Annotated in this window: 19 protein-coding genes; 8 read left to right on the top strand and 11 right to left on the bottom strand. The window is 57.9% G+C overall.

Features of this window, described 5'->3' with window-relative positions; translation table 11 throughout:
- Positions 1–80: 80 nt before the first annotated feature.
- Positions 81–425 (top strand): 4a-hydroxytetrahydrobiopterin dehydratase, encoded by a 345-nt coding sequence (locus GRX76_RS15365; RefSeq protein ID WP_160154115.1) that lies wholly within the window; start codon positions 81–83, stop codon positions 423–425.
- Positions 426–684: 259 nt separating this feature from the next.
- Positions 685–912, top strand: coding sequence for a DUF1272 domain-containing protein (locus GRX76_RS15360; protein WP_160154114.1), 228 nt, complete (start codon positions 685–687; stop codon positions 910–912).
- Between the two features lie 16 nt (positions 913–928).
- Here GRX76_RS15360 and GRX76_RS15355 read toward each other — a convergent pair whose 3' ends face one another.
- On the bottom strand, positions 929–1,681 hold the full coding sequence (locus tag GRX76_RS15355; protein WP_160155001.1) for a TlyA family RNA methyltransferase: 753 nt from the start codon (positions 1,679–1,681) through the stop codon (positions 929–931).
- Positions 1,682–1,859: 178 nt separating this feature from the next.
- Between GRX76_RS15355 and nhaA the strand changes: the two genes are divergently transcribed.
- The gene (gene nhaA / locus GRX76_RS15350) at positions 1,860–3,269 is read left to right on the top strand and encodes a Na+/H+ antiporter NhaA (RefSeq protein ID WP_160154113.1); all 1,410 of its coding nucleotides are present in this window, start codon (positions 1,860–1,862) and stop codon (positions 3,267–3,269) included.
- 22 nt (positions 3,270–3,291) lie between these two features.
- Here nhaA and GRX76_RS15345 read toward each other — a convergent pair whose 3' ends face one another.
- The 5 genes from GRX76_RS15345 to GRX76_RS15325 form a co-directional block, all read right to left on the bottom strand.
- Positions 3,292–3,549, bottom strand: coding sequence for a cyd operon YbgE family protein (locus tag GRX76_RS15345; protein ID WP_160154112.1), 258 nt, complete (start codon positions 3,547–3,549; stop codon positions 3,292–3,294).
- 52 nt (positions 3,550–3,601) lie between these two features.
- On the bottom strand, positions 3,602–3,724 hold the full coding sequence (gene cydX / locus GRX76_RS15340) for a cytochrome bd-I oxidase subunit CydX (RefSeq protein ID WP_160154111.1): 123 nt from the start codon (positions 3,722–3,724) through the stop codon (positions 3,602–3,604).
- Between the two features lie 62 nt (positions 3,725–3,786).
- Positions 3,787–4,920, bottom strand: a complete 1,134-nt coding sequence (cydB, locus tag GRX76_RS15335) for a cytochrome d ubiquinol oxidase subunit II (RefSeq protein ID WP_160154110.1) — start codon at positions 4,918–4,920, stop codon at positions 3,787–3,789.
- A 19-nt stretch (positions 4,921–4,939) separates the two neighbouring features.
- Positions 4,940–6,514 carry a cytochrome ubiquinol oxidase subunit I gene (locus GRX76_RS15330; protein WP_160154109.1) on the bottom strand — a complete coding sequence of 525 codons (1,575 nt, stop codon included), beginning with the start codon at positions 6,512–6,514 and terminating at the stop codon, positions 4,940–4,942.
- Positions 6,515–6,769, bottom strand: a complete 255-nt coding sequence (locus tag GRX76_RS15325) for a hypothetical protein (RefSeq protein ID WP_160154108.1) — start codon at positions 6,767–6,769, stop codon at positions 6,515–6,517.
- Positions 6,770–7,124: 355 nt separating this feature from the next.
- Here GRX76_RS15325 and GRX76_RS15320 point away from each other — a divergent pair, with 355 nt between their 5' ends.
- Together GRX76_RS15320 and GRX76_RS15315 are read left to right on the top strand one after the other, a co-directional pair.
- Complete coding sequence (locus tag GRX76_RS15320; protein ID WP_160154107.1) at positions 7,125–8,111, top strand: alpha/beta hydrolase; 987 nt, start codon at positions 7,125–7,127, stop codon at positions 8,109–8,111.
- Positions 8,112–8,188: 77 nt separating this feature from the next.
- A complete protein-coding gene (locus GRX76_RS15315) occupies positions 8,189–9,244 on the top strand; it encodes a peptidase M42 (protein WP_160154106.1) in 1,056 nt (351 codons plus the stop codon).
- A gap of 15 nt (positions 9,245–9,259) precedes the next feature.
- Here GRX76_RS15315 and GRX76_RS15310 read toward each other — a convergent pair whose 3' ends face one another.
- Positions 9,260–9,703, bottom strand: a complete 444-nt coding sequence (locus GRX76_RS15310; RefSeq protein ID WP_160154105.1) for a hypothetical protein — start codon at positions 9,701–9,703, stop codon at positions 9,260–9,262.
- Between the two features lie 208 nt (positions 9,704–9,911).
- On the opposite strand from GRX76_RS15310, the gene GRX76_RS15305 reads away from it, so the two are divergent.
- Entirely contained in the window at positions 9,912–12,287 is a 2,376-nt protein-coding gene (locus GRX76_RS15305; protein ID WP_160154104.1) for a M1 family metallopeptidase, read from the top strand.
- 118 nt (positions 12,288–12,405) lie between these two features.
- Positions 12,406–12,906, top strand: a complete 501-nt coding sequence (locus GRX76_RS15300; protein WP_201276837.1) for a DUF6702 family protein — start codon at positions 12,406–12,408, stop codon at positions 12,904–12,906.
- Between the two features lie 36 nt (positions 12,907–12,942).
- Here the strand turns inward: GRX76_RS15300 and dld are convergent, their stop codons facing one another.
- The 3 genes from dld to GRX76_RS15285 are packed head-to-tail and all read right to left on the bottom strand — an operon-like array spanning position 12,943 to position 15,522.
- Complete coding sequence (gene dld / locus GRX76_RS15295; protein WP_160154103.1) at positions 12,943–14,712, bottom strand: D-lactate dehydrogenase; 1,770 nt, start codon at positions 14,710–14,712, stop codon at positions 12,943–12,945.
- Between the two features lie 18 nt (positions 14,713–14,730).
- Positions 14,731–15,012 carry a PepSY domain-containing protein gene (locus GRX76_RS15290; RefSeq protein WP_160154102.1) on the bottom strand — a complete coding sequence of 94 codons (282 nt, stop codon included), beginning with the start codon at positions 15,010–15,012 and terminating at the stop codon, positions 14,731–14,733.
- Positions 15,013–15,060: 48 nt separating this feature from the next.
- On the bottom strand, positions 15,061–15,522 hold the full coding sequence (locus GRX76_RS15285) for a hypothetical protein (protein WP_160154101.1): 462 nt from the start codon (positions 15,520–15,522) through the stop codon (positions 15,061–15,063).
- A 425-nt stretch (positions 15,523–15,947) separates the two neighbouring features.
- On the opposite strand from GRX76_RS15285, the gene GRX76_RS15280 reads away from it, so the two are divergent.
- Complete coding sequence (locus tag GRX76_RS15280; RefSeq protein ID WP_236250398.1) at positions 15,948–17,855, top strand: RICIN domain-containing protein; 1,908 nt, start codon at positions 15,948–15,950, stop codon at positions 17,853–17,855.
- A gap of 81 nt (positions 17,856–17,936) precedes the next feature.
- On the opposite strand, the gene mltF is transcribed toward GRX76_RS15280, so the two are convergent.
- Positions 17,937–19,415, bottom strand: a complete 1,479-nt coding sequence (mltF, locus tag GRX76_RS15275; protein WP_160154100.1) for a membrane-bound lytic murein transglycosylase MltF — start codon at positions 19,413–19,415, stop codon at positions 17,937–17,939.
- Positions 19,416–19,555: the final 140 nt, after the last annotated feature.

The raw sequence follows: 19,555 nt of genomic DNA, 5'->3' as shown, positions 1-19,555 counted from the left end.
CGCTAAAGTGGCAAAACCGGAATTTGTGGCCGAGTGCCACGATTCAATCCACTGAAATCTGTATGTTAGAGGAGTCAGGTATGACAGAACTCGCAGCTCAGGCCTGTGAAGCCTGCAGGGCCGATGCACCACTGGTTTCCGATGAGGAACTGGCGGCGCTGATCCGGGAAATCCCCGACTGGACCCCGGAGGTCCGTGATGGCGTCATGCAGCTTGAGCGGGTCTTCAAGTTCCGCAATTTCAAGCAGGCGCTGGCGTTTACCAATCGCGTGGGTGAAATCGCGGAAGAAGTGGGGCATCACCCGGCGCTGCTCACTGAGTGGGGCAAGGTGACAGTCACCTGGTGGAGTCACGAGGCGGGCGGCCTGCACAAGAACGACTTCATTATGGCTGCGCGTACCGACAAGCAGGTAGACGCAGAATAAGCTGACAACTTCTGGCGTTGTACTCCCAGATTTCGTCAAAACGCACGCCGTACCCTTGCGGTTTAATGGATGCGGTGTAGCGCTTGTTCAGAAGTCGCTTGTTTGTGGGGCGCTTGCTTTTGGGAGTAAGTACCTGGCAGTCGGTGTGAGATGTTGAATGCCAAGAGGTCATTGGCGGTTCAGCTCACACGCAGAGTTTTCGACCCCCAGAGTTATCAAGCCCCCAGAGTTATCTGGTAAGTAGTCTAGAAGGATCAAAATGCTGAAGATGAAATCTGCCTGCGAACGTTGCAGCGCAAAGCTCGGCCTTTCCGATCAAGCCTTTATCTGCTCTTACGAGTGCACCTTCTGTCCAAGCTGTGTAGAAGAGCTGCGTTCTATCTGCCCGAACTGCCAGGGCAACCTGGTTCTGCGACCCATGCGTCGTACGTCACCCACAGAGGTCGCCAGAACGGGCTTTAAAGCCAAGCTGGAAACGATCCTGTAGGCCATTTTTCCGTCACTTATTTCTGCGCCCAGAGCAGAAACTCCCTGTTGCCGTCGCCACCTTTGATGGGGCTTTCGATGTAGTCCCTGATGGTCAGCCCCAGTTGCGCACAGAGCGCACAAATTTTTTCCTGAACCCCTTGGTAAAGCGCAGGGTCACGTACCAGTCCGCCCTTGCCGATACCTTCTGGTCCCACTTCAAACTGTGGCTTTACCAGGCTCAGTAAATGACCGCCACTTTTCAGCAGGGGAGGGAGCTGGGGGAGTATCAGTGCCTGGGATATAAACGAAACATCCATGACAATGGCGTCAAAGCCGTGATCGGCGAAGGGCGAAATCTGTTCTGCGGTCAGGTGGCGGGCGTTAATGCCTTCAAACAAATGCATGCGCGGGTCCAGGCGCAGGGGCTTGGCCAGCTGGTCGTGGCCCACGTCGATTCCCACAACTTGCTCCGCGCCGCGCTGCAGAAGACAGTCGCTAAATCCGCCAGTAGAGCAGCCTACATCCAGTGCGTTCCACCCCGCAGGACTCAGCCCTGTGTGATCGAGAATGCCCGCCAATTTCAGGCCGGCGCGGGAAACATACTGGTCTTCCGGTAGTGGCTCGACCTTGAGCTGGGTATCTTCACTGAGCGACTGGCTGGCCTTGGTTGCCGGCCGCCAGCTGTGGCCGTCACGCAGCAGCACCCGGCCGGCATCCACCAGTTTGCGGGCGTGGGTGCGGGAACTTGCCAGTTGTTGCTGGACTAATAACAGGTCGAGACGGGTCATGGTTGGCACTATAGTTTACGGTCGAGGGTTTGACGGTCGTGGAGGTGGGAATGCCTGCCATGCTAACCTCTGGCCTCCAAACAGGGAAGATTCCGCGACCGGCGTTGCAAATCTTCCCCCCGGGGGTCGGGAATTGGAAAATTTCATAGCCGAAGTGAATAACAGGAGTTGGGGTTAGATGGCAAAAAATGTGCTGAGCAAGTTCAGGATACGCAAGGGCAAGGTATTTGAAGCCCCGCTGGAAAACGCGTTTGGCCGTCTGGTTACGCCCTTTGAAGAATTCATACACCGCCAGAGCAGCAGTGGCCTGCTGCTGATGGCGTGCGCCGTGCTGGCGATGATCATTGCCAACTCCCCCTGGCAGGAGTGGTACAAGCACCTGCTGCACCTGCCGGTCAGTTACAACTTTGGCGACTGGTCGTTGTCGATGACCTTTCACCACTGGATCAACGATGGCCTGATGGCCATCTTCTTCCTGTTGGTGGGACTTGAGCTCAAGCGAGAGTTCTTGGTGGGGGAGCTGTCGGAGCTGAAACACGCGGTTTTACCGGTGATGGCCGCCATTGGCGGTATGGTGGTGCCGGCGTTTATTTTCTTTTTGCTGAATGGCGGCACGCCGTCAGAGCGTGGCTGGGGTATTCCCATGGCCACGGATATTGCCTTCGCCGTGGGTTGTATCGCCATCCTGGGGAATCGGGTACCGCGAGCGGTAGTGACTTTTCTGGTGGCGCTGGCGATCGTGGACGACCTCGGAGCGATTATCGTGATCGCGGTGTGGTATACCGAGAGCGTCAATACGACGGCCCTGATTGCCGCCTGCGCCTTGGTAGGTGTGCTCTGGCTGCTCAAGGTTGCTGGTGTGCGCCGGGCGGCTGGTTATATCTTTGTGGGGATCCTGCTCTGGTACGCGCTCTACGTCACTGGCGTCCATGCCACGCTGGCGGGGGTGATTACCGCCATGGCTATTCCCGCGCGGCCGAAATACGATCCCGTTGCGTTCAGTACCTTTGTGAAAGACATCATCCGCAGCTTCGACCGCTGTTTCCGCCCCGGCGACAAGATCATCGCCAACGATGCCCTGCGGGCGCGGGTGACCGCGTTGGACAATGGTATTCACCTGGTGCAGTCGCCGCTGCAGCGGATGGAGACACGGCTGCACACGCCGGTGGCATTTATCGTGGTGCCGATATTTGCTCTGGCCAATGCCGGGCTGCCCATCGACAGCTTTACCAGTACTGAGGCCGTGTTCAACCCGTTAACCCTGGGTGTGATCTGTGGTCTGGTGTTTGGCAAGCTGATCGGTATTGTGGGGGCGACCTGGATTGGCTGGAAGATGGGCTGGGGCGAACTGCCCAAGTCGGCAACCTTTCACCACATCATCGGTGTGGCTTTTCTGGGTGGTATCGGCTTCACCATGTCGATCTTTATTGCCGAGCTGGCCTTTGAAGGTGAGCTGGAGATGTTGATTCAGGCCAAGGCCGGTGTGCTCTTGGCCTCGATTATTGCCGGTATTTCAGGGTTTATGATTCTGCGGCGGGCGCCGATTGAGGAGTCGCTCCAGACGGACAAGGGCGAGGCGGAGCACTGACTCACATGGCTGGCAATTGCTTTCAACCGGGCAGTGCCAGCCAGCCGATCACCAGCAGTGAGACCCACGCGAGCAGGGCGCAGCCGAGTTGCCAGTTGCGCGGGGTCTTGCTGAGTATTCCGGAACCGTAAACGACTCCGACACAGAGCCCCAGCAGTAACAGGCTGGTCAGGCTGTGGCTCGGTGCCTGGCCGCTTTTGTACAGCAGTGGCGGCCAGAAAGTGATCAGCAGACTGACCAGTAATGCCGCAATAAATGTGGCGATTCTCAGCGCTTTCATGGATGGTGGAGCGGCGGGGTTTTCCGTGGGACTCCATTCCTCATTTTTGAAGTTATTCGGATTCAAATTCTGTCTCGCGGCGGTCCATATCTTCGGTCACCTCCAGCCACAGGGCGTTCACCACGGCAAACGAGCAGGCCAGCATAACCCCCAGTATCCACGCGAAATACCACATGTGATTCTCTCCTCGATGCGCTTGTCGCGCGATTTCTTCTAAGTAGCTGCCAGTAGCTGCGTTCAATAACTGCTGTGAGAGTTGTCTTCGATATATTCCCTGGTGACCCGCCCGAACATCTTGCGGTAGCACCAGATGTTGTAGAGCAGAATGATGGGTATAAAGATGACCGCGGCCGCAAACATCAGCCCCAGAGTGAGTTCACTGGAGGTGGCATCCCACATGGTGAGGCTCACATTGGGATCGCGGGAAGAGGGCATGACAAAGGGAAACAGGGCAATACCGGCGGTGAGGATGATGCAGGTAATACTCAGGGCGCTGGCAACAAACGCCAGCGGACTTTCACTTCGGGAGCAAAGCCAGGTGGCGGCGGCCATCAGAACACCCAGCACGGGAATCATCCAAAGCAGCGGGAACGCCTGATAGTTGGCTTGCCAGCCGCTATTTCCGTAAGCCACGGTTTTCATCAACGGATTGATTTTATCCCCCAGGGGTTTGCTGTCGACGATGTGCATACCGTCGATACCGAGCAGCAGCCAGATACCGGCCAGCAGGAACAGCACGATCACCGCGAGGGCGCAAAGCTGGGTCACTCTCTGGGCTCGGGTGTGCAACAGGCCGCGGGTTTTCATCTGCAGCCAGGTGCCGCCGTGCATCGCCAGCATAGCCACCGACAACAGACCGCAAATCAGTGCAAAGGGCGTCAGCAATGCCCAGAAGGAACCGTGATAACTGGGGCGCAGCAGGCTATCCAGTTCAAATGGCAAACCCAGCATCAAGTTGCCGAAAGCGACGCCAAAAATCAGTGGTGGTACCAGGCCGCCAATGGTCAGCCCCCAGTCCCACATGTTGCGCCAGCGCGGGTCGTCGACCTTGGAGCGGTAATCAAAGCCTACTGGGCGAAAGAAGAGCGCGCACAAAGTAATGATCAGCGCGGTATAGAGCCCTGAAAACGCGGCCGCATACACCATTGGCCAAGCGGCGAAAATGGCGCCGCCAGCGGTGACAAACCACACTTGGTTGCCTTCCCAGTGCGGGCCTACGGTATTGATCATGACACGCCGGTCCATGTCGGTTTTGCCGATCACCCGCAGTAGCATGCCCACACCCATGTCGAATCCGTCGGTGACTGCGAAGCCGATCAGCAATACCCCGATCAGTGCCCACCAGATGAGTTTCAGCGTCTCGTAATCCATGGCGAATCCCCTTGCTGCGTCAGGCCTGTAGCGGCGGCTTTTTTGCCGGTGTTTCAAAGTGGTATTTGCCGGTGCCAAGGCTCGAAGGGCCGAGCCGGGTAAAGCGCAGCATCAGGTAGATCTCCACCACGGCCAGGGCCGTGTAGAACGCAATGATTGCCGTGAGGCTGCCGATCACTTCACCACGGCTGATGGACGATGCCGACATATAGGTAGGCAACACCTCGGCGATGGACCAGGGTTGGCGCCCGTATTCCGCTACTATCCAGCCGCACTCGGCGGCAATCCAGGGCAGCGGCAGTGACCAGAGGCAGGCGTAGAGCACTGCACGGCTGCCGGCGCTGCGGTGGCGGGCGGATTGAATAAAGGCGGCGATAAACACGAACAGCATGACAAACCCGGCCCCCACCATAATGCGGAAGGTCCAGAACATCGGTGCCACTCTGGGAATCGAATGCTCGGCGGCCTGCTGGATTTGCTCGTCGGTGGCGTCGGTAATATTTTCTGTATAACGCTTTAACAGCAGGCCATAGCCGAGGTCGTACTGCAGGTCGGCAAAGGCATTTCTGGTTTCCTGGCTCGTGTCTCCGCCGCGTAATTGCTCGAGCAGGGCATAGGCCTGCATGCCGCGGCGAATCCGTTTTTCATTTTCTGGAATGATGCGGTCGAAACCGACCACTTCCTCACTGAGGGAGCGGGTGGCGATCAGGCCCAGCGCCCAGGGAATTTTGATTTCCCAGTGGTTTTTCTTTTCCTCTTGGTCCGGAAGGGCAAACAGGGTGAAAGACGCCGGCGGCGTCTGGGTTTCCCATTCGGCCTCTACCGCGGCGAGTTTGACCTTCTGTACATCCCCCACGGTATAGCCGCTTTCGTCACCCAGCACGATCACGGACAGGATGGATGCCAGCCCGAAGCTCGCCGCCACCGCAAAGGAGCGGCGGGCGAAGGGAATGTCCCGTTTTCTCAGTAGATAGTAAGAAGACACGCTGAGCACAAACATGGCGCCAGTGACATAACCCGCGGCCACTGTATGCACAAACTTCACCTGTGCCACAGGGTTGAACAGCACATCGCTGAAGCTCGCCAGTTCCATACGCATGGATTCGAAATTGAACTCCGCGCCGATGGGGTGCTGCATCCAGCCATTGGCGATCAGAATCCACAGCGCCGACAGATTGGAGCCGATGGCCACCAGCCAGGTGCAGATCAGGTGTTGCACCTTGGTTAATCGATCCCAGCCAAAAAAGAACAGGCCGATAAAGGTGGATTCCAGGAAAAAGGCCATCAGTCCTTCAATGGCCAGCGGAACCCCGAAAATATCCCCCACATAGTGGGAGTAATAACTCCAGTTGGTCCCGAACTGGAATTCCATGGTCAGCCCGGTGGTGACGCCCAGCGCAAAATTGATGCCGAACAGCTTGCCCCAGAACTTGGTCATGTCCCGGTAGATGGTTTTACCCGTCAGGACATAGCAGGACTCCATGATGGCCAGCAGGAAGGACAGCCCGAGGGTGAGGGGCACAAAGAGAAAGTGGTACAGGGCCGTGAGGGCAAACTGCAGCCGGGATAAGTCGACAACGGCTTCATCGATCACTTAACGCTCCTTGTCATGGCGATCCGTGTTTTGGCCTTGGGTATTGCTGTTGCTTGTTTTGGTCGTCGTTTCGATTACCGGTACTGTGGACTCTGCCGACTCTTCAATCGATCGGGGGAAAAAGTGCGCCGGGACGGGGGCCGCCTGCTCGGGATCCGGACTGAAGTAATGGATTTTGATCAAGGTGATCAGAGCAAGCTTGATGATCAGAACCGCGCCGAGTTCGATCACCAGGCGACGGTCGGAGAGCGTCATGGTGTACCCGCCAGATTAACCATTAATTAACCATTAAAAGAGGCGCCGCGGCGTAATAGTAGCAGTGGCGCCCAGTGGCAATGGGGACGGGCCGCGATTTGGCGCGATAGTGGCGGTCTTTGCGGCGCTTTTGCTGTGTTAATATCGGCGTTTACGCGTTTTTGGTAAGGCCGGTATTTGCGATGGTTTACCGGTTTCTGGTCGTTGAGCGCTCCGCCGATAGCGGCGGCGCTATAGGTAGCTATAGGTAGAAGGAGGGCGAGTCTTGCCTGAATGCAGTCTCAGAGCCAATTCCCCGGGGCATTGCCCGGCAGAGCCGCCGGTACTGCAGCAGTCCCCTTTTTGCTGGAGACTCGTGCTTCAGTGGAGCACCTTGCCGGTGATTGCCCTGCTGCTGGTTCTGCTCCTGCTGCCGCCTGTGGCGAGCGCCGGGAAGCGCTTTCCGGTGGATGATTCGTTCAACGTAAATTCGGCCTTTGCAAAGGCGCATAAGCAGTATCCGGCGATTGAGATTGCCCGGGTAGAGCCGGCAGCAGGCACTCAGGTACGGCGCAACCTGGTATACCGGCGGATTGAATCCGATGAGCGGGCCCTGCACCTGGATCTGTTTCTGCCTTCGGTGGGGGCGGCCTTGCAGCCGGCGGTATTGCTGGTTCACGGCGGTGGCTGGCGCTCGGGCAATCGCACCTTGCAGGAGCCCATGGCGATCTACTTGGCAAATCGGGGCTTCGTTACCGCCACGGTGGAGTACCGGCTTTCTCTGGAGGCCCAATATCCGGCTGGCATGCAGGATCTGAAGTCTGCCCTCGGCTGGCTGCGTCTCAACGCTGACAAGTACGGCATTGATCCCGCGCGCATTGCGGTGCTCGGGGCTTCGTCCGGGGCGCAGATGGCGACCCTGGTGGGGGTGACGCCGGGGATGGAGGCCTTCGCCACCGTACCGAGCCGGGGCCGTGATTCCGTACAGGCGATCGTCAACCTGGATGGCGTTGTCAGCTTCATTACGCCCATGGCGTTGAAATTCGAAAATGATCCGCGCAAAAACCCGTCCGCGGCTGGCGCCTGGTTTGGCGGGCGCTTTGAAGAGGTGCCGGATCTGTGGCGGCAGGCATCGCCGCTGGAATACGCCGGCGCGGGCTCGCCACCAACGCTGTTTATCAACAGCAGTCATCCGCGCTTTCACGCCGGTCGGGACCAGTACATCGCGCGGCTTGCTGTGCACGATATCCCCAGCGAAGTGGTGACGCACGACGACTCGCCGCACCCGTTCTGGTTGTTCCAGCCCTGGTTCAATCCCACGGCCGAGCGGGTCGCGGATTTTCTGCAGCGTCAGCTCAAATAACAGTCGCAGGCAGTGGTTTTTGCTGGCTATACTCGCGCCGAAACCGCCGGCGGTTCGGCGTGGAGAAATGCACAGCTATGCAACAGTCTGAACAGTTTATCGATTTGCTCAAACTGCTGGTGCGCAGCCCCAGTGTGGTGGGCGCCGAGCACTCTTTTTTCCGGGTATTACAGCGGGAGCTGGAGGAGCGCGGGGCGCACGTCACCTGGTACGAGGGGCTTCTGGTTGCCCAGGGGCAGCGCCCGCACAGTGCCAAATTCTCCGCGCATATCGATCGCCACGGCCTGATCTGCACCGGCCCCAATGAATTCCAGTACGCCGCCTTTGTGTCCGGGCGCCGTTCGGACCTGCTGGGCAACTCCGTATCTGAAAAGCTGATGACGAAAATCGTCGACCGCTTTCAGGGCGTGTCGGTGACCGCCTATGAGCCCTGGTCCGGTTCCTACTTTGGTTCCGGCACCATCCGCCGCGCTTATGTGTGTGGTTACCGCAACAACCTGATTTTTGAAGTGGCGGGGCTGGAACATGTGGTTGCGGGTACCCCGGTGGCCTTTACCGATCGCCTTAAAATTGCCGACGGCATCCTGAGCGCCCAACTGGATAACGTGCTGACCGCCGCGCACCTGGTGCATCTCTACGCCCTCGGCTTCCAGGGCACTGCATTTTTTACCGCTCAGGAAGAGTCCGGCAGTAGCTGGCGCTACCTGCTGGAATGGTTCCGGCGCTTTAACGGCGGTACTGAAAAACTGATCGTGGTGGATACCAGTCCCTATCCGGATCGGGACAGTGCAGACGAGCAGCAGGTGGTTCTTCGCCGGCGGGACGCCAACGCGACTTTCCACACAGAGACCACCGAGCGCCTGGCGGCCCTGTGCGAATCGCAGGGCATCAGTTACAGCTACAAAGACACTTATATCGAGGCGCAAAACCGAATGGCGGTGGCCGAGGGGCAGGAGCCGCAATCCCTCGGCAGTACCGAATTGGGGCGGATCGTTTCCGCCTCTGCCGGGTTTGTGCAGGGCACCACTTTGCAGATTCCCACCACCGGCTACCACACCATGCAGGAGTCGGCGTCCATTGCGGCCAACAGTGCCTTCAGCGATCTGCTGGTGGCTATTGCCGCGGACGGCTAGTGGCCTGATTGCTACTCAGAACTCGTCACTGATCTGGTAGCGGTTACAGCGGTTGTTGCAGTAGGGTTTGTCGGAACGCAAAACGCCAGTTTCCGGGTGCACCGTAAGCTGGCGTTTTTTATTGCCGTGGTAGGCGACCACATTCCAGTAGCCGTTGCGGAAGTAGATGTTGCTAAACGAGTGAAAGCCCAGTTTTTGCAGGCGTGTGCGAACCATACCAGCGCTGAGGGCGATTTCCGACGGGGTGCCGCCGTCCAGGTCGGGGCCGTACAGGTGAGGGGGGATTTGCCGCTGCCCCGAGGGGCTCGAAAACTGGAAGTCGTTGGCCGTAAAGGGCCCCGGTTGCTGGGCCAGTGCACTGCTCGCGGCGAGTGCGGCGACAAGTGCCAGTAGCTGGCGCTTTCTGTGATTCCCGGGTTTCTGAATGCCGGGTATCAGACTCCTGCTGGCAAACCGCATGGTATTCCCCAAATTGCCTTTATCAGGCCATTGATAGGGTGGGGTTACCCGGATTCCAAATGGGGTTAGTGCTGATAATTGCCGCTATGGGCAATGGGACAAGGTGAGCCCCTGGTACGTTGACCTGCAGGTGGCTGAATCGACGGTCACGGCTTGGCTGCTAAAATGGCGCGCTATTTATCATTATAAGTGTGAATGGCGCCACCTCATGAACGTAATTTCGATCTGCCGCCGCCTTGGAGCGGTCTTCGTCAATGTCGGTATCGGCATCAGTGTCAGCACTGTGGCACTGGCCGCTGACCCCCTCAATGTCACCGGTGACAAGTTCCGACAGTTGGAAGAGCTGCTGCCTACCCCGAATACCTACCGCGCCGCGTCCGGTGCCCCGGGCCACGCCTACTGGCAGCAGCAGGCAGACTACGACATCAAAGTCTCCCTGGACGATGACAAGCAGCGCATCACCGCGTCCGAGACCATCACTTACCAGAACAACTCCCCGGATACCCTGCGCTACCTGTGGCTGCAGCTGGACCAGAACCGCTTCAAGCCGAATTCTTCCGGCAACCTGGCGGCACCGGTAGATGTGGAGTCTATTGCCCCGGATACCATTCCTTTCGGCAGCTTCCGTCGCGAAGTGGTTTCCGCAGAATTTGATGGTGGCTACCAGATCACCAAAGTTGCGGATGCCAAGGGCCGCGACCTGCGCCACACCATCGTCGATACCGGAATGCGCATCGACCTGCCGCAACCGCTGAAGTCTGGCGACAGTGTGTCTTTCCGGGTGGACTGGGAATACAACATCATCGAGCAGAAGGCCCTGGGTGGCCGTTCCGGCTACGAGTTCTTCGAGCGCGATGGCAACTACCTGTATGAGATTGCGCAGTGGTTCCCGCGCATGGCCGCCTACAACGATGTCAGCGGCTGGCAGAACAAGCAGTTCCTCGGTCGCGGAGAGTTTGCGCTGGAGTTTGGCGACTACCGCGTGGCCATCGAGGTCCCCGCAGACCATATTGTTGCCTCCACCGGTGTACTGCAGAATCCGGGCGATGTACTGACCCGCCAGCAGCGTGCGCGCCTGGAAAAAGCGCGTACCGCGAAGAAGCCGGTGATGATCGTCACCAAAGAAGAAGCGCTGGAAAACGAAAAAGATCGCGCCAGCGGCCGCAAGACCTGGGTGTTTGAAGCGGAAAATGTGCGTGACTTCGCCTGGGCTTCCTCGCGTAAGTTCCTGTGGGATGCCCAGGGTTACAAGAAGGGCGGCACCGACACCATGGCGATGTCCTTCTACCCGGAAGAAGGCACGCCCCTGTGGGACAAGTATTCCACCGAGTCCATCATCCACACCATGGATGTGTACAACCGCTACAGCTTCGATTACCCCTATCCGACCTCCATTTCCGTAAACGGCCCTGTGGGCGGTATGGAATACCCGATGATCACCTTCAACGGTCCGCGTCCGGAGATCGATGAAGAGGATCGCGAGAAGCGCACCTATTCCCGCCGCACCAAATACGGCCTGATCTCCGTCATCATTCACGAGGTAGGCCACAACTACTACCCGATGATTGTGAACTCCGATGAGCGCCAGTGGACCTGGATGGACGAAGGCCTGAACACCTACGTACAGTTCCTGGCGGAGCAGGAGTGGGAAGAAAAATATCCTTCCCGTCGCGGCGATGCGCGCAAGATTGTGGATTACATGAAGAGCGAGAACCAGGTTCCGATCATGACCAATTCGGAATCCATTCTGCAGTTCGGCAATAACGCCTACGGCAAGCCTGCTACTGCGCTGAATATCCTGCGCGAATCTATCATGGGCCGTGAGCTGTTCGATTTCGCCTTCCGCGAATACGCCCAGCGCTGGAAGTTCAAACGCCCGATGCCGGCGGATTTCTTCCGCACCATGGAAGATGCGTCCGGCATGGATCTGGACTGGTTCTGGCGCGGCTGGTTCTACACCACTGACCACGTGGATATCAGCCTGGACGGGGTGAAGCACTACAACGTAGGCACCAAGAACCCGGAAATCGAAAATCCGTGGAAACGTGACCAGTTCGAGCGGGAGCCGGAAACGGTTACCAAGCGTAAAAACCGTGCGAATAACCTGACCCGTATCGTGGACGGCAAGCCGGAACTGTCGGATTTCTATAACGAGCACGACGAGTTCGATGTATCCAATGCTGACCGCAACAAGTACCAGGGTATGGTCGAAGGTCTCAAGGATTGGGAAAAAGACCTGCTGAAGGTGGAGAGCAACGTTTACGTGCTGGACTTCAGCAATATCGGTGGCCTGGTGATGCCGCTGATCCTGAAGCTGGACTATGAGGACGGCAGCAGCGAAACCCTGCGTATCCCGGCAGAAATCTGGACGCGCAATGCCCAGAAGACGTCCAAAATGCTGGTGCGCGGCAAAGACAAAGTATTGAAGTCCGTGGTGCTGGATCCCAACTGGGAAACGGCCGATACCGATGTGGAAAACAACTATTTCCCGCGCCGTATCATCAAGTCCCGCCTGGAGCTGTTCAAGGATGAAGAAGCCCGCAACCTGATGAAGGACTGGGAAGTCGAGCTTAAGGAAGACTGATTTCCGTCGATCGACCATTCGGGGTGGCCGTTCCGGTCACCCCATACTCTCCTTAAACTCATAATCCATCGCACAGGCCGTGTCCTTTCCGCACCTGTGTAATTTTGAGGTATCAATCATGCAATACGGAAATAGCCGCTTGTTGCACTTTGGCTTTTGGGTGTTGTCGCTGTTACTGCTGACGGCCAACGCCGAGGCCCACCGTTACCATTTCGGGATAACCGAGCTTTCGGTCAATGAGCGCACCCAATCCCTGGAAATCTCTCACCGCTTTTTCGTGGCGGATATCGAGCGCGCCCTGTCCCTCAGCGCCAGTAAGGAAATGACGGATGCCCAGAAGCAGATGGAAGCCTACGTGAATGACCGCTTCCAGCTGGGGACCGCCGACGGCGCGCGCCTGAAACCCAAGTGGGTGGGTATGGAGTCCGATGTGCACGATGTGTGGGTGTACCAGGAAATTCCCCTGGCGGAAGTGCAGGGGAAAACATTGAAACTGTCGCAATCCATGCTGATGGAAATCGAACGGGATCAGGTCAATACGGTAAACGTGACCCGCGATGGCAAAACGGAAAGCTATACGTTGAAGCCGGGTTCCAGCCAGGTTACGTTCGAGTTGTAGCAAACGTTCAGGCCGGGACTGGAGCTTTGGGTGGGGCTAGCCGCAGTTGCAGCAACGCCGGGTTTTATCGGTCTTGCCGATACCCGGGTTGAAGGTGTTGGTGGGGTCCAGCCGCTCAAAAAAATCCCGCTGGGCATCCGGCGCCTGATACAGGTGCCCCACATTGTGTTCTGCCGGGTAGCAGGCGCCACGCTGGTCCAGTAGCGCCAGCATGGCCTGTTTGACCGCCTTCGGGTCTGCGTCTTTCTTCAGGACGTAATCCTGGTGGAACACATGGCAGAGGAAGTGGCCGTAGTAGAGCCGCTGTTCCAGCTGATCGGCAATGTTCGCAGGCAGTTGCTCCTGCCAGTCCAAATCATTGCGTCGCAGGGCGATGTCCAGCGGCAGTAACTCCCCCACGGTTTTTTCGTGAATCGACTGATAGCGCATGGCGGCACCGGCAGAGACAAAGCGGTGCAGCATGGCCTTGCGCGCCTCCTCCTCATTGCAATTGAAAAAGGCGCCCAGATTTTGACTCCCGGCAAAGAAATTCTGCAGCCACTGTTGCGTACTTTCGATACCCGGATCCGCCACTTTCAGAATCAGGTGATGCTCGTATTGGTCGCGATACGCCAGCATGCGCTCTGGCAGGTGCTGGGGTAGCAAGCGGCTGAGCTTCTGCAACAGACGGTCGCTGAAAAAGCGCGGCAGGAAACGGCGCTTTTCCAGCCAGGCATCCATACGCCCCTTGATGTTGAAAAACTGCGGCATTCTTCCGGTGCCGAGTTTCTCGATGATATAGAAGCTGTCTTTGCCGTAAGTCGCCGCCAGGTCAAACATATCCCGGTGCAGGTATTCGCCGAGTACTGGTAGCTGTGGTAATTCACTGAGTAACCCGCGACGCAGGCGGGCGAAGACCGCCGGGCTGTTACTGCCGATATAAAACGTCTGGGTACGTTCGGGAACCGGAAATGTATCCAGCCGCACGGCGAACACCGCCAGCTTGCCGGCGCAGCCGCTGGCTTCAAACAATCGCCGCGGGTCGGCATTGAAGCGCGCGGGGGTGTCTGCATCAATATTGCGGATGCGTTCAATGTACTCCCCGTCCGACGCCATGCGCGGCTTCGGGTTTGTTTCAGAGTAGGGCGGCACTGTGTCGGGCGTTACTGCAGTAGAAAAAGTGCCGCGTTCGAGGTTAGTGAGTATTTCCTGCGGGGAATTTCCCAATGCAATCCCGAGATTGTTAATGAGTTGCAGTTGCCCGGATTTGTCCACCTGCGCATAGACGGCCAGTTCGGTGTAAGCCGGTCCGCGCTGGCACAGGGCGCCGCCAGAATTGTTTGCAATACCGCCAACAATGGAAGCGCCGATACAGGAAGAGCCGATTTCCGAATGGGGGGCGCGTTTAAGAGGTACGAGGCGTTTTTCCAGACCGTGCAGCGTGGCGCCGGGAAGGGCGACAATCTGCTCACCTCTGTGGTTGCCTTCGCCCAGCAGGTGGATGGCGTTCATCTGCAGTGTATTGATGATCACCAGGTCGCGGTCGTAGTCGGAACCGCTGGGGGTGGAGCCTTCGGTCAAGCCGGTGTTGGCGGCTTGCATGATGATGATTGCACCGACATCCACGCAGGCCTGCAATACCTGCCACAGGTCAAACAAATGCCGCGGAAATACCACAGCCAGTGCCGGCCCCTCACCGGAGCGGAAACCTTTGCGGTAGTGCTCGTTGCGTTGCGGGTCGGTGACGACTGCGTCGCTACCGATCAGCTGCTCCAGGGTCTGGAGCAGCGCGCGGCTTTCAGTTTTGATCTGGGTGGATTGCGTCATGCATCGTATTGTTGTCGGTCAGTCATTGTCGATTTTTGATTCAAGGATTTCCCCGCTATTCGGGTCTACCTCCAGCTCCCACTTTTTGCCTTCTTTATAGGCTTCAATCTCCCAGCGCCCCTTGTCCAGGGAGGCGTCGACGATTGGGGTAAAGCCCTGTTGCTCCAGTTTGGTCAGTAGCACCGAGAGTGCCATCGCACCGGGTGGCGGCAATTCATCTTTGGCGCTGGCCTGTCCAGCACCCACCATGGCGAAGCTGCTGAGGGTGACGGCGAGCAGTGAATTTTTGACGTTCTTCATGCTATTCACTCTTGTATTCAATGAAACAAAACGCAACTGATGTTGGCGTTAGTCGCTACTCCCCAGGCGCTGTTGCATCATAAAGCACCATTCGTCGCTGCCGCCGTCGGGGCCGTGGGCGCCGTCGCCACCGGTGAGCTTGTCAGCGGCGATAAACCATTCCTGGCTTCCCACGGAAGGCATGCCATCCGGATACTGCTCGGCGATTGCTTCTCTATAGCGGGTCATCAGCTGGCCATTCACCCACTCGAACCATTCCGCATTACAAATTAACTGACCTTCGCTGTTCGGGTTTTCACCGCTCAGGTTCTCGCTCGTCTCGGGGGATGTTGCCGGAGGGGCGGTGGACTCGTCCACGATGACTTCCTCGCGTACCTCGGTTTCGGTTTGCGGGGTTTTGTTCGTGGAGTGGTCCGGGTCATGGGTGTCGGATTGTCGGCTGCAGCCGGTCGACAGAAGAGAGGACAGGAGAGTGGACAGGACAGCGGCGATCAAAAGGGGACGAACCATAAATACTCCAGGTGATGTTTTGCTGCTGGCGCGAAATTGATTGGGCCAATGAAAATAAGCATAGGAGGAATTGCGCGACTTGCACGCTCTCTGTAGCGGGGTGGGCGGGCGCAATCGGGTAAGTGATACCAGAGCGAGGTATGGCTGTCGCGCCGGCGTCACAGGATTGCGTGCTGGGTCGCAATTGCAATTTGCTGTGGAGGGGAAGTGAATACGTCGTTTGTTTATTAGGTGATATTGTATTATAAAACTGCTCGCTGGCTCCGAGGCCGTCTGTAGGCCCGGTGTCGAGCAGGTACACAACAATAAAAAATACGCCATTTCCGGGATGATATTCATCGTGGTTCCCACCTGGCTCCCCTGTGGCCAAGCGTCGATTCCCGACGTGCAGTCTGGTCCAAATAATAAATAGCGACGAGGCTTATATGTCTTTAAAACAACTGTGGCGAGCATGCTCGCTTATGGTCGTATTCGGCCTGGGTATCAGTACCAGTGCCAACGCGATGATCGAAAACGGTACCTATTCCATTGTTTCCAAACACAGTGGCAAGCTGGTTGAAGTGGGAAATGGCGACACCGCCAATGGTGCCAACATCAACCAGTGGCCGGGCAACGGCCATGCCACCCAGCAATGGGTGATTACCCATATCAGCGGTGACGATTACTCGGTGATCAATGCCCACAGCGGCCTGGCGATGGAGGTGTACAACTTTGATACCAGCGACGGTGCCAATATCGCCCAGTGGGCCTACTGGGGCGGAAACACCCAGACCTGGACCATCATTGACCGGGGCAACGGGTATTTTTCGCTGATCAACAAGCACTCCGGCAAGGCACTGGATTTGCTCAACTGGGATACCAGTGATGGCGCCAATATTGGTCAGTGGTCCTGGTGGGGAGGCGATGCCCAGCTGTGGTCCCTGAACCTGCTCAAATCCAGCCAACCTGAGTCCATCAATTACGCCAGCCCCAGTTTCGGCAATATTGCGGTGCACGATCCATCGGTGATCCGTGCCAATAATCAGTACTACGTATTTGGCTCGCACCTGAGTGCTGCGCGCTCCAGTTATCTCACCAGTTGGGAGCGGGTGGCCGATGGGGTGTTTGCGAATAACCCGCTGTTCAATGATGTGACCTCTGAGCTTTCCGAGGCCCTGAGCTGGGCGCAGACCAGCACCCTGTGGGCACCGGATGTGATTCAGATGAACGGTGAGTACCTGATGTTCTACAACGCCTGCCGCGGCGATTCTCCCCGGTCTGCCATGGGCATTGCGGCGTCTTCCAGTATCGAGGGGCCTTACAGCGATCGCGGTATTTTCCTGAAGTCGGGTATGTGGGGCGAGGCCAGCGAGGACGGCGCCGTTTACGATGCGACGGTGCATCCCAATGTGGTGGACCCGGTGGTGTTTCGCAGTGCCGACAATCGTTTGTGGATGACCTACGGCTCTTATTCCGGCGGCATTTTTATCATGGAGCTCAATCCTGCGACTGGTTTTCCCTATGCCGGGCAGGGTTATGGCAAGCATCTGATGGGTGGTAATCACGCCCGTATTGAGGCGGCCTATACCCTGTATGCCCCGGACACCGGTTACTACTACATGTTTGTAAGCTACGGCGGCCTGGCGGCGGACGGCGGTTACAACATCCGGGTTGCCCGCGCGACCAGACCTGACGGCCCCTACTACGACGCTAGTGGTACCGATATGGCCAGCGTCAAAGGTGCCGCGGGGAGCATATTTGACGATGCCAGTATTGCGCCGCACGGGGTCAAGTTGATGGGTAATTACCTGTTTGCCAACAGTAATAACCAGCTGGGGTACGTATCCCCGGGGCACAACTCTGCCTATCGCAAGGAGGACACGGGGCAGTACTTTATCTTCTTCCACACCCGCTTCCCCAACCGTGGTGAAGAGCACGAGGTGCGGGTGCACGAGTTCTTTATCAATGATGCGGGCTGGCCGGTGGTGGCGCCGCTGCGCTATGCGGAAAAGGTCGATGGCAGCAATTCGGGCCGCACCCGGGAACAGCTTGAGGCGGTATACGCGAGCGAAATACCCGGCAGCTATCAGCTGGTCAATCACGGCAAGGACATTACCGCCAGTATCAAAGGGTCCAGCAATATCCAGTTGAACGCTGGTGGCAGCATCAGCGGTGCCCAGTCTGGCAGCTGGATTTACAACGAAGTGACCCGAGCCGTCACCCTGACCCTGAACGGCGTCAGCTATCAGGGGGTGGTGTCCAGGCAGTGGAACCAGGTGCGGTACCGCTATGAGGTCACTTTCTCTGCCCTGTCCGGGGATGGCACGGCGGTATGGGGGATCAATTCCGACTGAATTTCTGTGGGAGTTAAACGTAAAACAGGCGGCCAAGGCCGCCTGTTTTCGTAGGTAGGGTAGGTAGAGTAGCTGTACTGATCAGAGCGCCGGGGCAGCTCCGCTGGCCTCGGCCAGGGGCGCATCCGCCAGGGATTCACCATCGTCATTGGCGGCGGCGGCTGCGAGGCGCTGCTCCTCGATCCGGCTGGTCCAGGTCAGGAGCGCCTGATAGTGGCGGATATTCTGCACGTAAGTGACCGGTTCCCAGCCGCGGGCATAGCCGTGCTTCAGGTGTTTGTAGTGCTGGCGCTTGGCCAGCAGCGGCAGGTTGTCGCGCACGTCGGACCAGCGATCGGCGTTTCCACCCAGCTTCTGGGTCAGCACCCGCGCGTCTTCAAGGTGACCGTAGCCGATGTTGTAGGCGGCCAGCGCCATCCAGGTGCGGTCCGGTTCGCGGATACGCTCGGGGATTTTGTCGCGTACCTGCACAAAGTAGCGCGCGCCGCCGTCGATACTTTCGATGGGGTCCAGGCGGTTGACGCCCATCTCCCGCGCGGTAGCCCGGGTCAGCATCATCAGGCCGCGCACCCCGGTAGGGGATTTGGCGCGAGGGTTCCAGTGGGACTCCTGGTAGCTCAGGGCCGCCAGCAGCTCCCAGTCCAGTTCATACTTGTCGGCGGCCTTCTGCAGCTCTTCGCGCCAGTTTGGCAGGCGATCCCGGGTCAGCTGGGCAAAGGTCTGGGCGCCGCCCACATTCATCTTGCTCACATGGCCGAAATACAGCTCCCGCAGCTCGGCGACCAGGCCGCTGGTATTGGCGCGCAGCATGAAATTGCGCGCTGCGCGGTAGAGGCTGTCGTCGTCGCCCCGGGGAAAGGCCCAGGAGACCGGCTGGAACTGGGTCAGGTTGAAGGCGATGTGGGTATTGGGGTAGAGGCCGCGGTGCACCGCATAGGCATTGGAGTCTACGATCGCGTAGTGGTATTTGCCCTCGTGCACCATTTCCACCAGTTCCATGGCGTCCACATCGGATATCTCTTCCCAGGTCAGGTCCGGGTAGCGGTGCGAGAGTTTACGCAACTGTTCCGCGTGGGCACTGCCGGCAATCACCGCGATATTTTTATCCGCCAGATCGGCAACACTGCGCGGACGAGACTCGCCCAGGCGGTAGATGACCTGCTGGCGAATTTCAAAATAGGAGGGGGCAAAGCGTACCTGGGCGCGGCGCTCCGGGGTAACCGTCAGACCCGCGGCGGCCAAGTGGGCGCCGGATTCGGGGTTTTCGAGTTCCCGGAACAGGTGGCTCAGGTCATGGACGTCGCGGATTTCCAGCTTTACGCCCAGTTCCTTGGCAAAGGCCTTGAGCATGCCGTATTCAAAACCGGTGTAATTACCGTTGGCGTCTTCGAAGTAGGTCGTTGGGCCATTCTGCGAAAGTACCACCAGCTTACCGGATACTTTGACCTGCTCCAGCAGGCTAGGCGCCTTGCTGGCCACCAACAGAGAAGCACAACAGGCCAGCGCCGCACCTTTCAGCAGGCGGCGGCTGTATCGCAACAGTCGGCTTTTCATGATCATAAGTTGGTCCCTCGAGTCCGTTCTTTGCTTTATTGTCATTGCCCCAGCGAAGAGGAAGTTCGGCTGCAGGCGTTGTTTCCCGTGGGTTGCGGCTCCATTGCCACCCCCGGCTAAAGCTGCGCTGTCTATTATTTACGCAG

Source organism: Microbulbifer sp. ALW1, assembly GCF_009903625.1.
In the GTDB taxonomy this organism is placed as follows: Bacteria; Pseudomonadota; Gammaproteobacteria; order Pseudomonadales; family Cellvibrionaceae; genus Microbulbifer.
The sequence above is the reverse complement of the archived record's forward strand: the minus strand, read 5'-3'. Positions and strand labels throughout refer to the sequence as shown.

Coding starts and splice junctions, on each gene's coding strand:
- GRX76_RS15365 (WP_160154115.1), top strand. CDS start 81: ATGACAGAACTCGCAGCTCAGGCCTGTGAAGCCTGCAGGGCCGATGCA.
- GRX76_RS15360 (WP_160154114.1), top strand. CDS start 685: ATGCTGAAGATGAAATCTGCCTGCGAACGTTGCAGCGCAAAGCTCGGC.
- GRX76_RS15355 (WP_160155001.1), bottom strand. CDS start 1,681: ATGACCCGTCTCGACCTGTTATTAGTCCAGCAACAACTGGCAAGTTCC.
- nhaA (WP_160154113.1), top strand. CDS start 1,860: ATGGCAAAAAATGTGCTGAGCAAGTTCAGGATACGCAAGGGCAAGGTA.
- GRX76_RS15345 (WP_160154112.1), bottom strand. CDS start 3,549: ATGAAAGCGCTGAGAATCGCCACATTTATTGCGGCATTACTGGTCAGT.
- cydX (WP_160154111.1), bottom strand. CDS start 3,724: ATGTGGTATTTCGCGTGGATACTGGGGGTTATGCTGGCCTGCTCGTTT.
- cydB (WP_160154110.1), bottom strand. CDS start 4,920: ATGGATTACGAGACGCTGAAACTCATCTGGTGGGCACTGATCGGGGTA.
- GRX76_RS15325 (WP_160154108.1), bottom strand. CDS start 6,769: ATGACGCTCTCCGACCGTCGCCTGGTGATCGAACTCGGCGCGGTTCTG.
- GRX76_RS15315 (WP_160154106.1), top strand. CDS start 8,189: ATGCAACAGTCTGAACAGTTTATCGATTTGCTCAAACTGCTGGTGCGC.
- GRX76_RS15310 (WP_160154105.1), bottom strand. CDS start 9,703: ATGCGGTTTGCCAGCAGGAGTCTGATACCCGGCATTCAGAAACCCGGG.
- GRX76_RS15305 (WP_160154104.1), top strand. CDS start 9,912: ATGAACGTAATTTCGATCTGCCGCCGCCTTGGAGCGGTCTTCGTCAAT.
- GRX76_RS15300 (WP_201276837.1), top strand. CDS start 12,406: ATGCAATACGGAAATAGCCGCTTGTTGCACTTTGGCTTTTGGGTGTTG.
- dld (WP_160154103.1), bottom strand. CDS start 14,712: ATGACGCAATCCACCCAGATCAAAACTGAAAGCCGCGCGCTGCTCCAG.
- GRX76_RS15290 (WP_160154102.1), bottom strand. CDS start 15,012: ATGAAGAACGTCAAAAATTCACTGCTCGCCGTCACCCTCAGCAGCTTC.
- GRX76_RS15285 (WP_160154101.1), bottom strand. CDS start 15,522: ATGGTTCGTCCCCTTTTGATCGCCGCTGTCCTGTCCACTCTCCTGTCC.
- GRX76_RS15280 (WP_236250398.1), top strand. CDS start 15,948: ATGTCTTTAAAACAACTGTGGCGAGCATGCTCGCTTATGGTCGTATTC.
- mltF (WP_160154100.1), bottom strand. CDS start 19,415: ATGATCATGAAAAGCCGACTGTTGCGATACAGCCGCCGCCTGCTGAAA.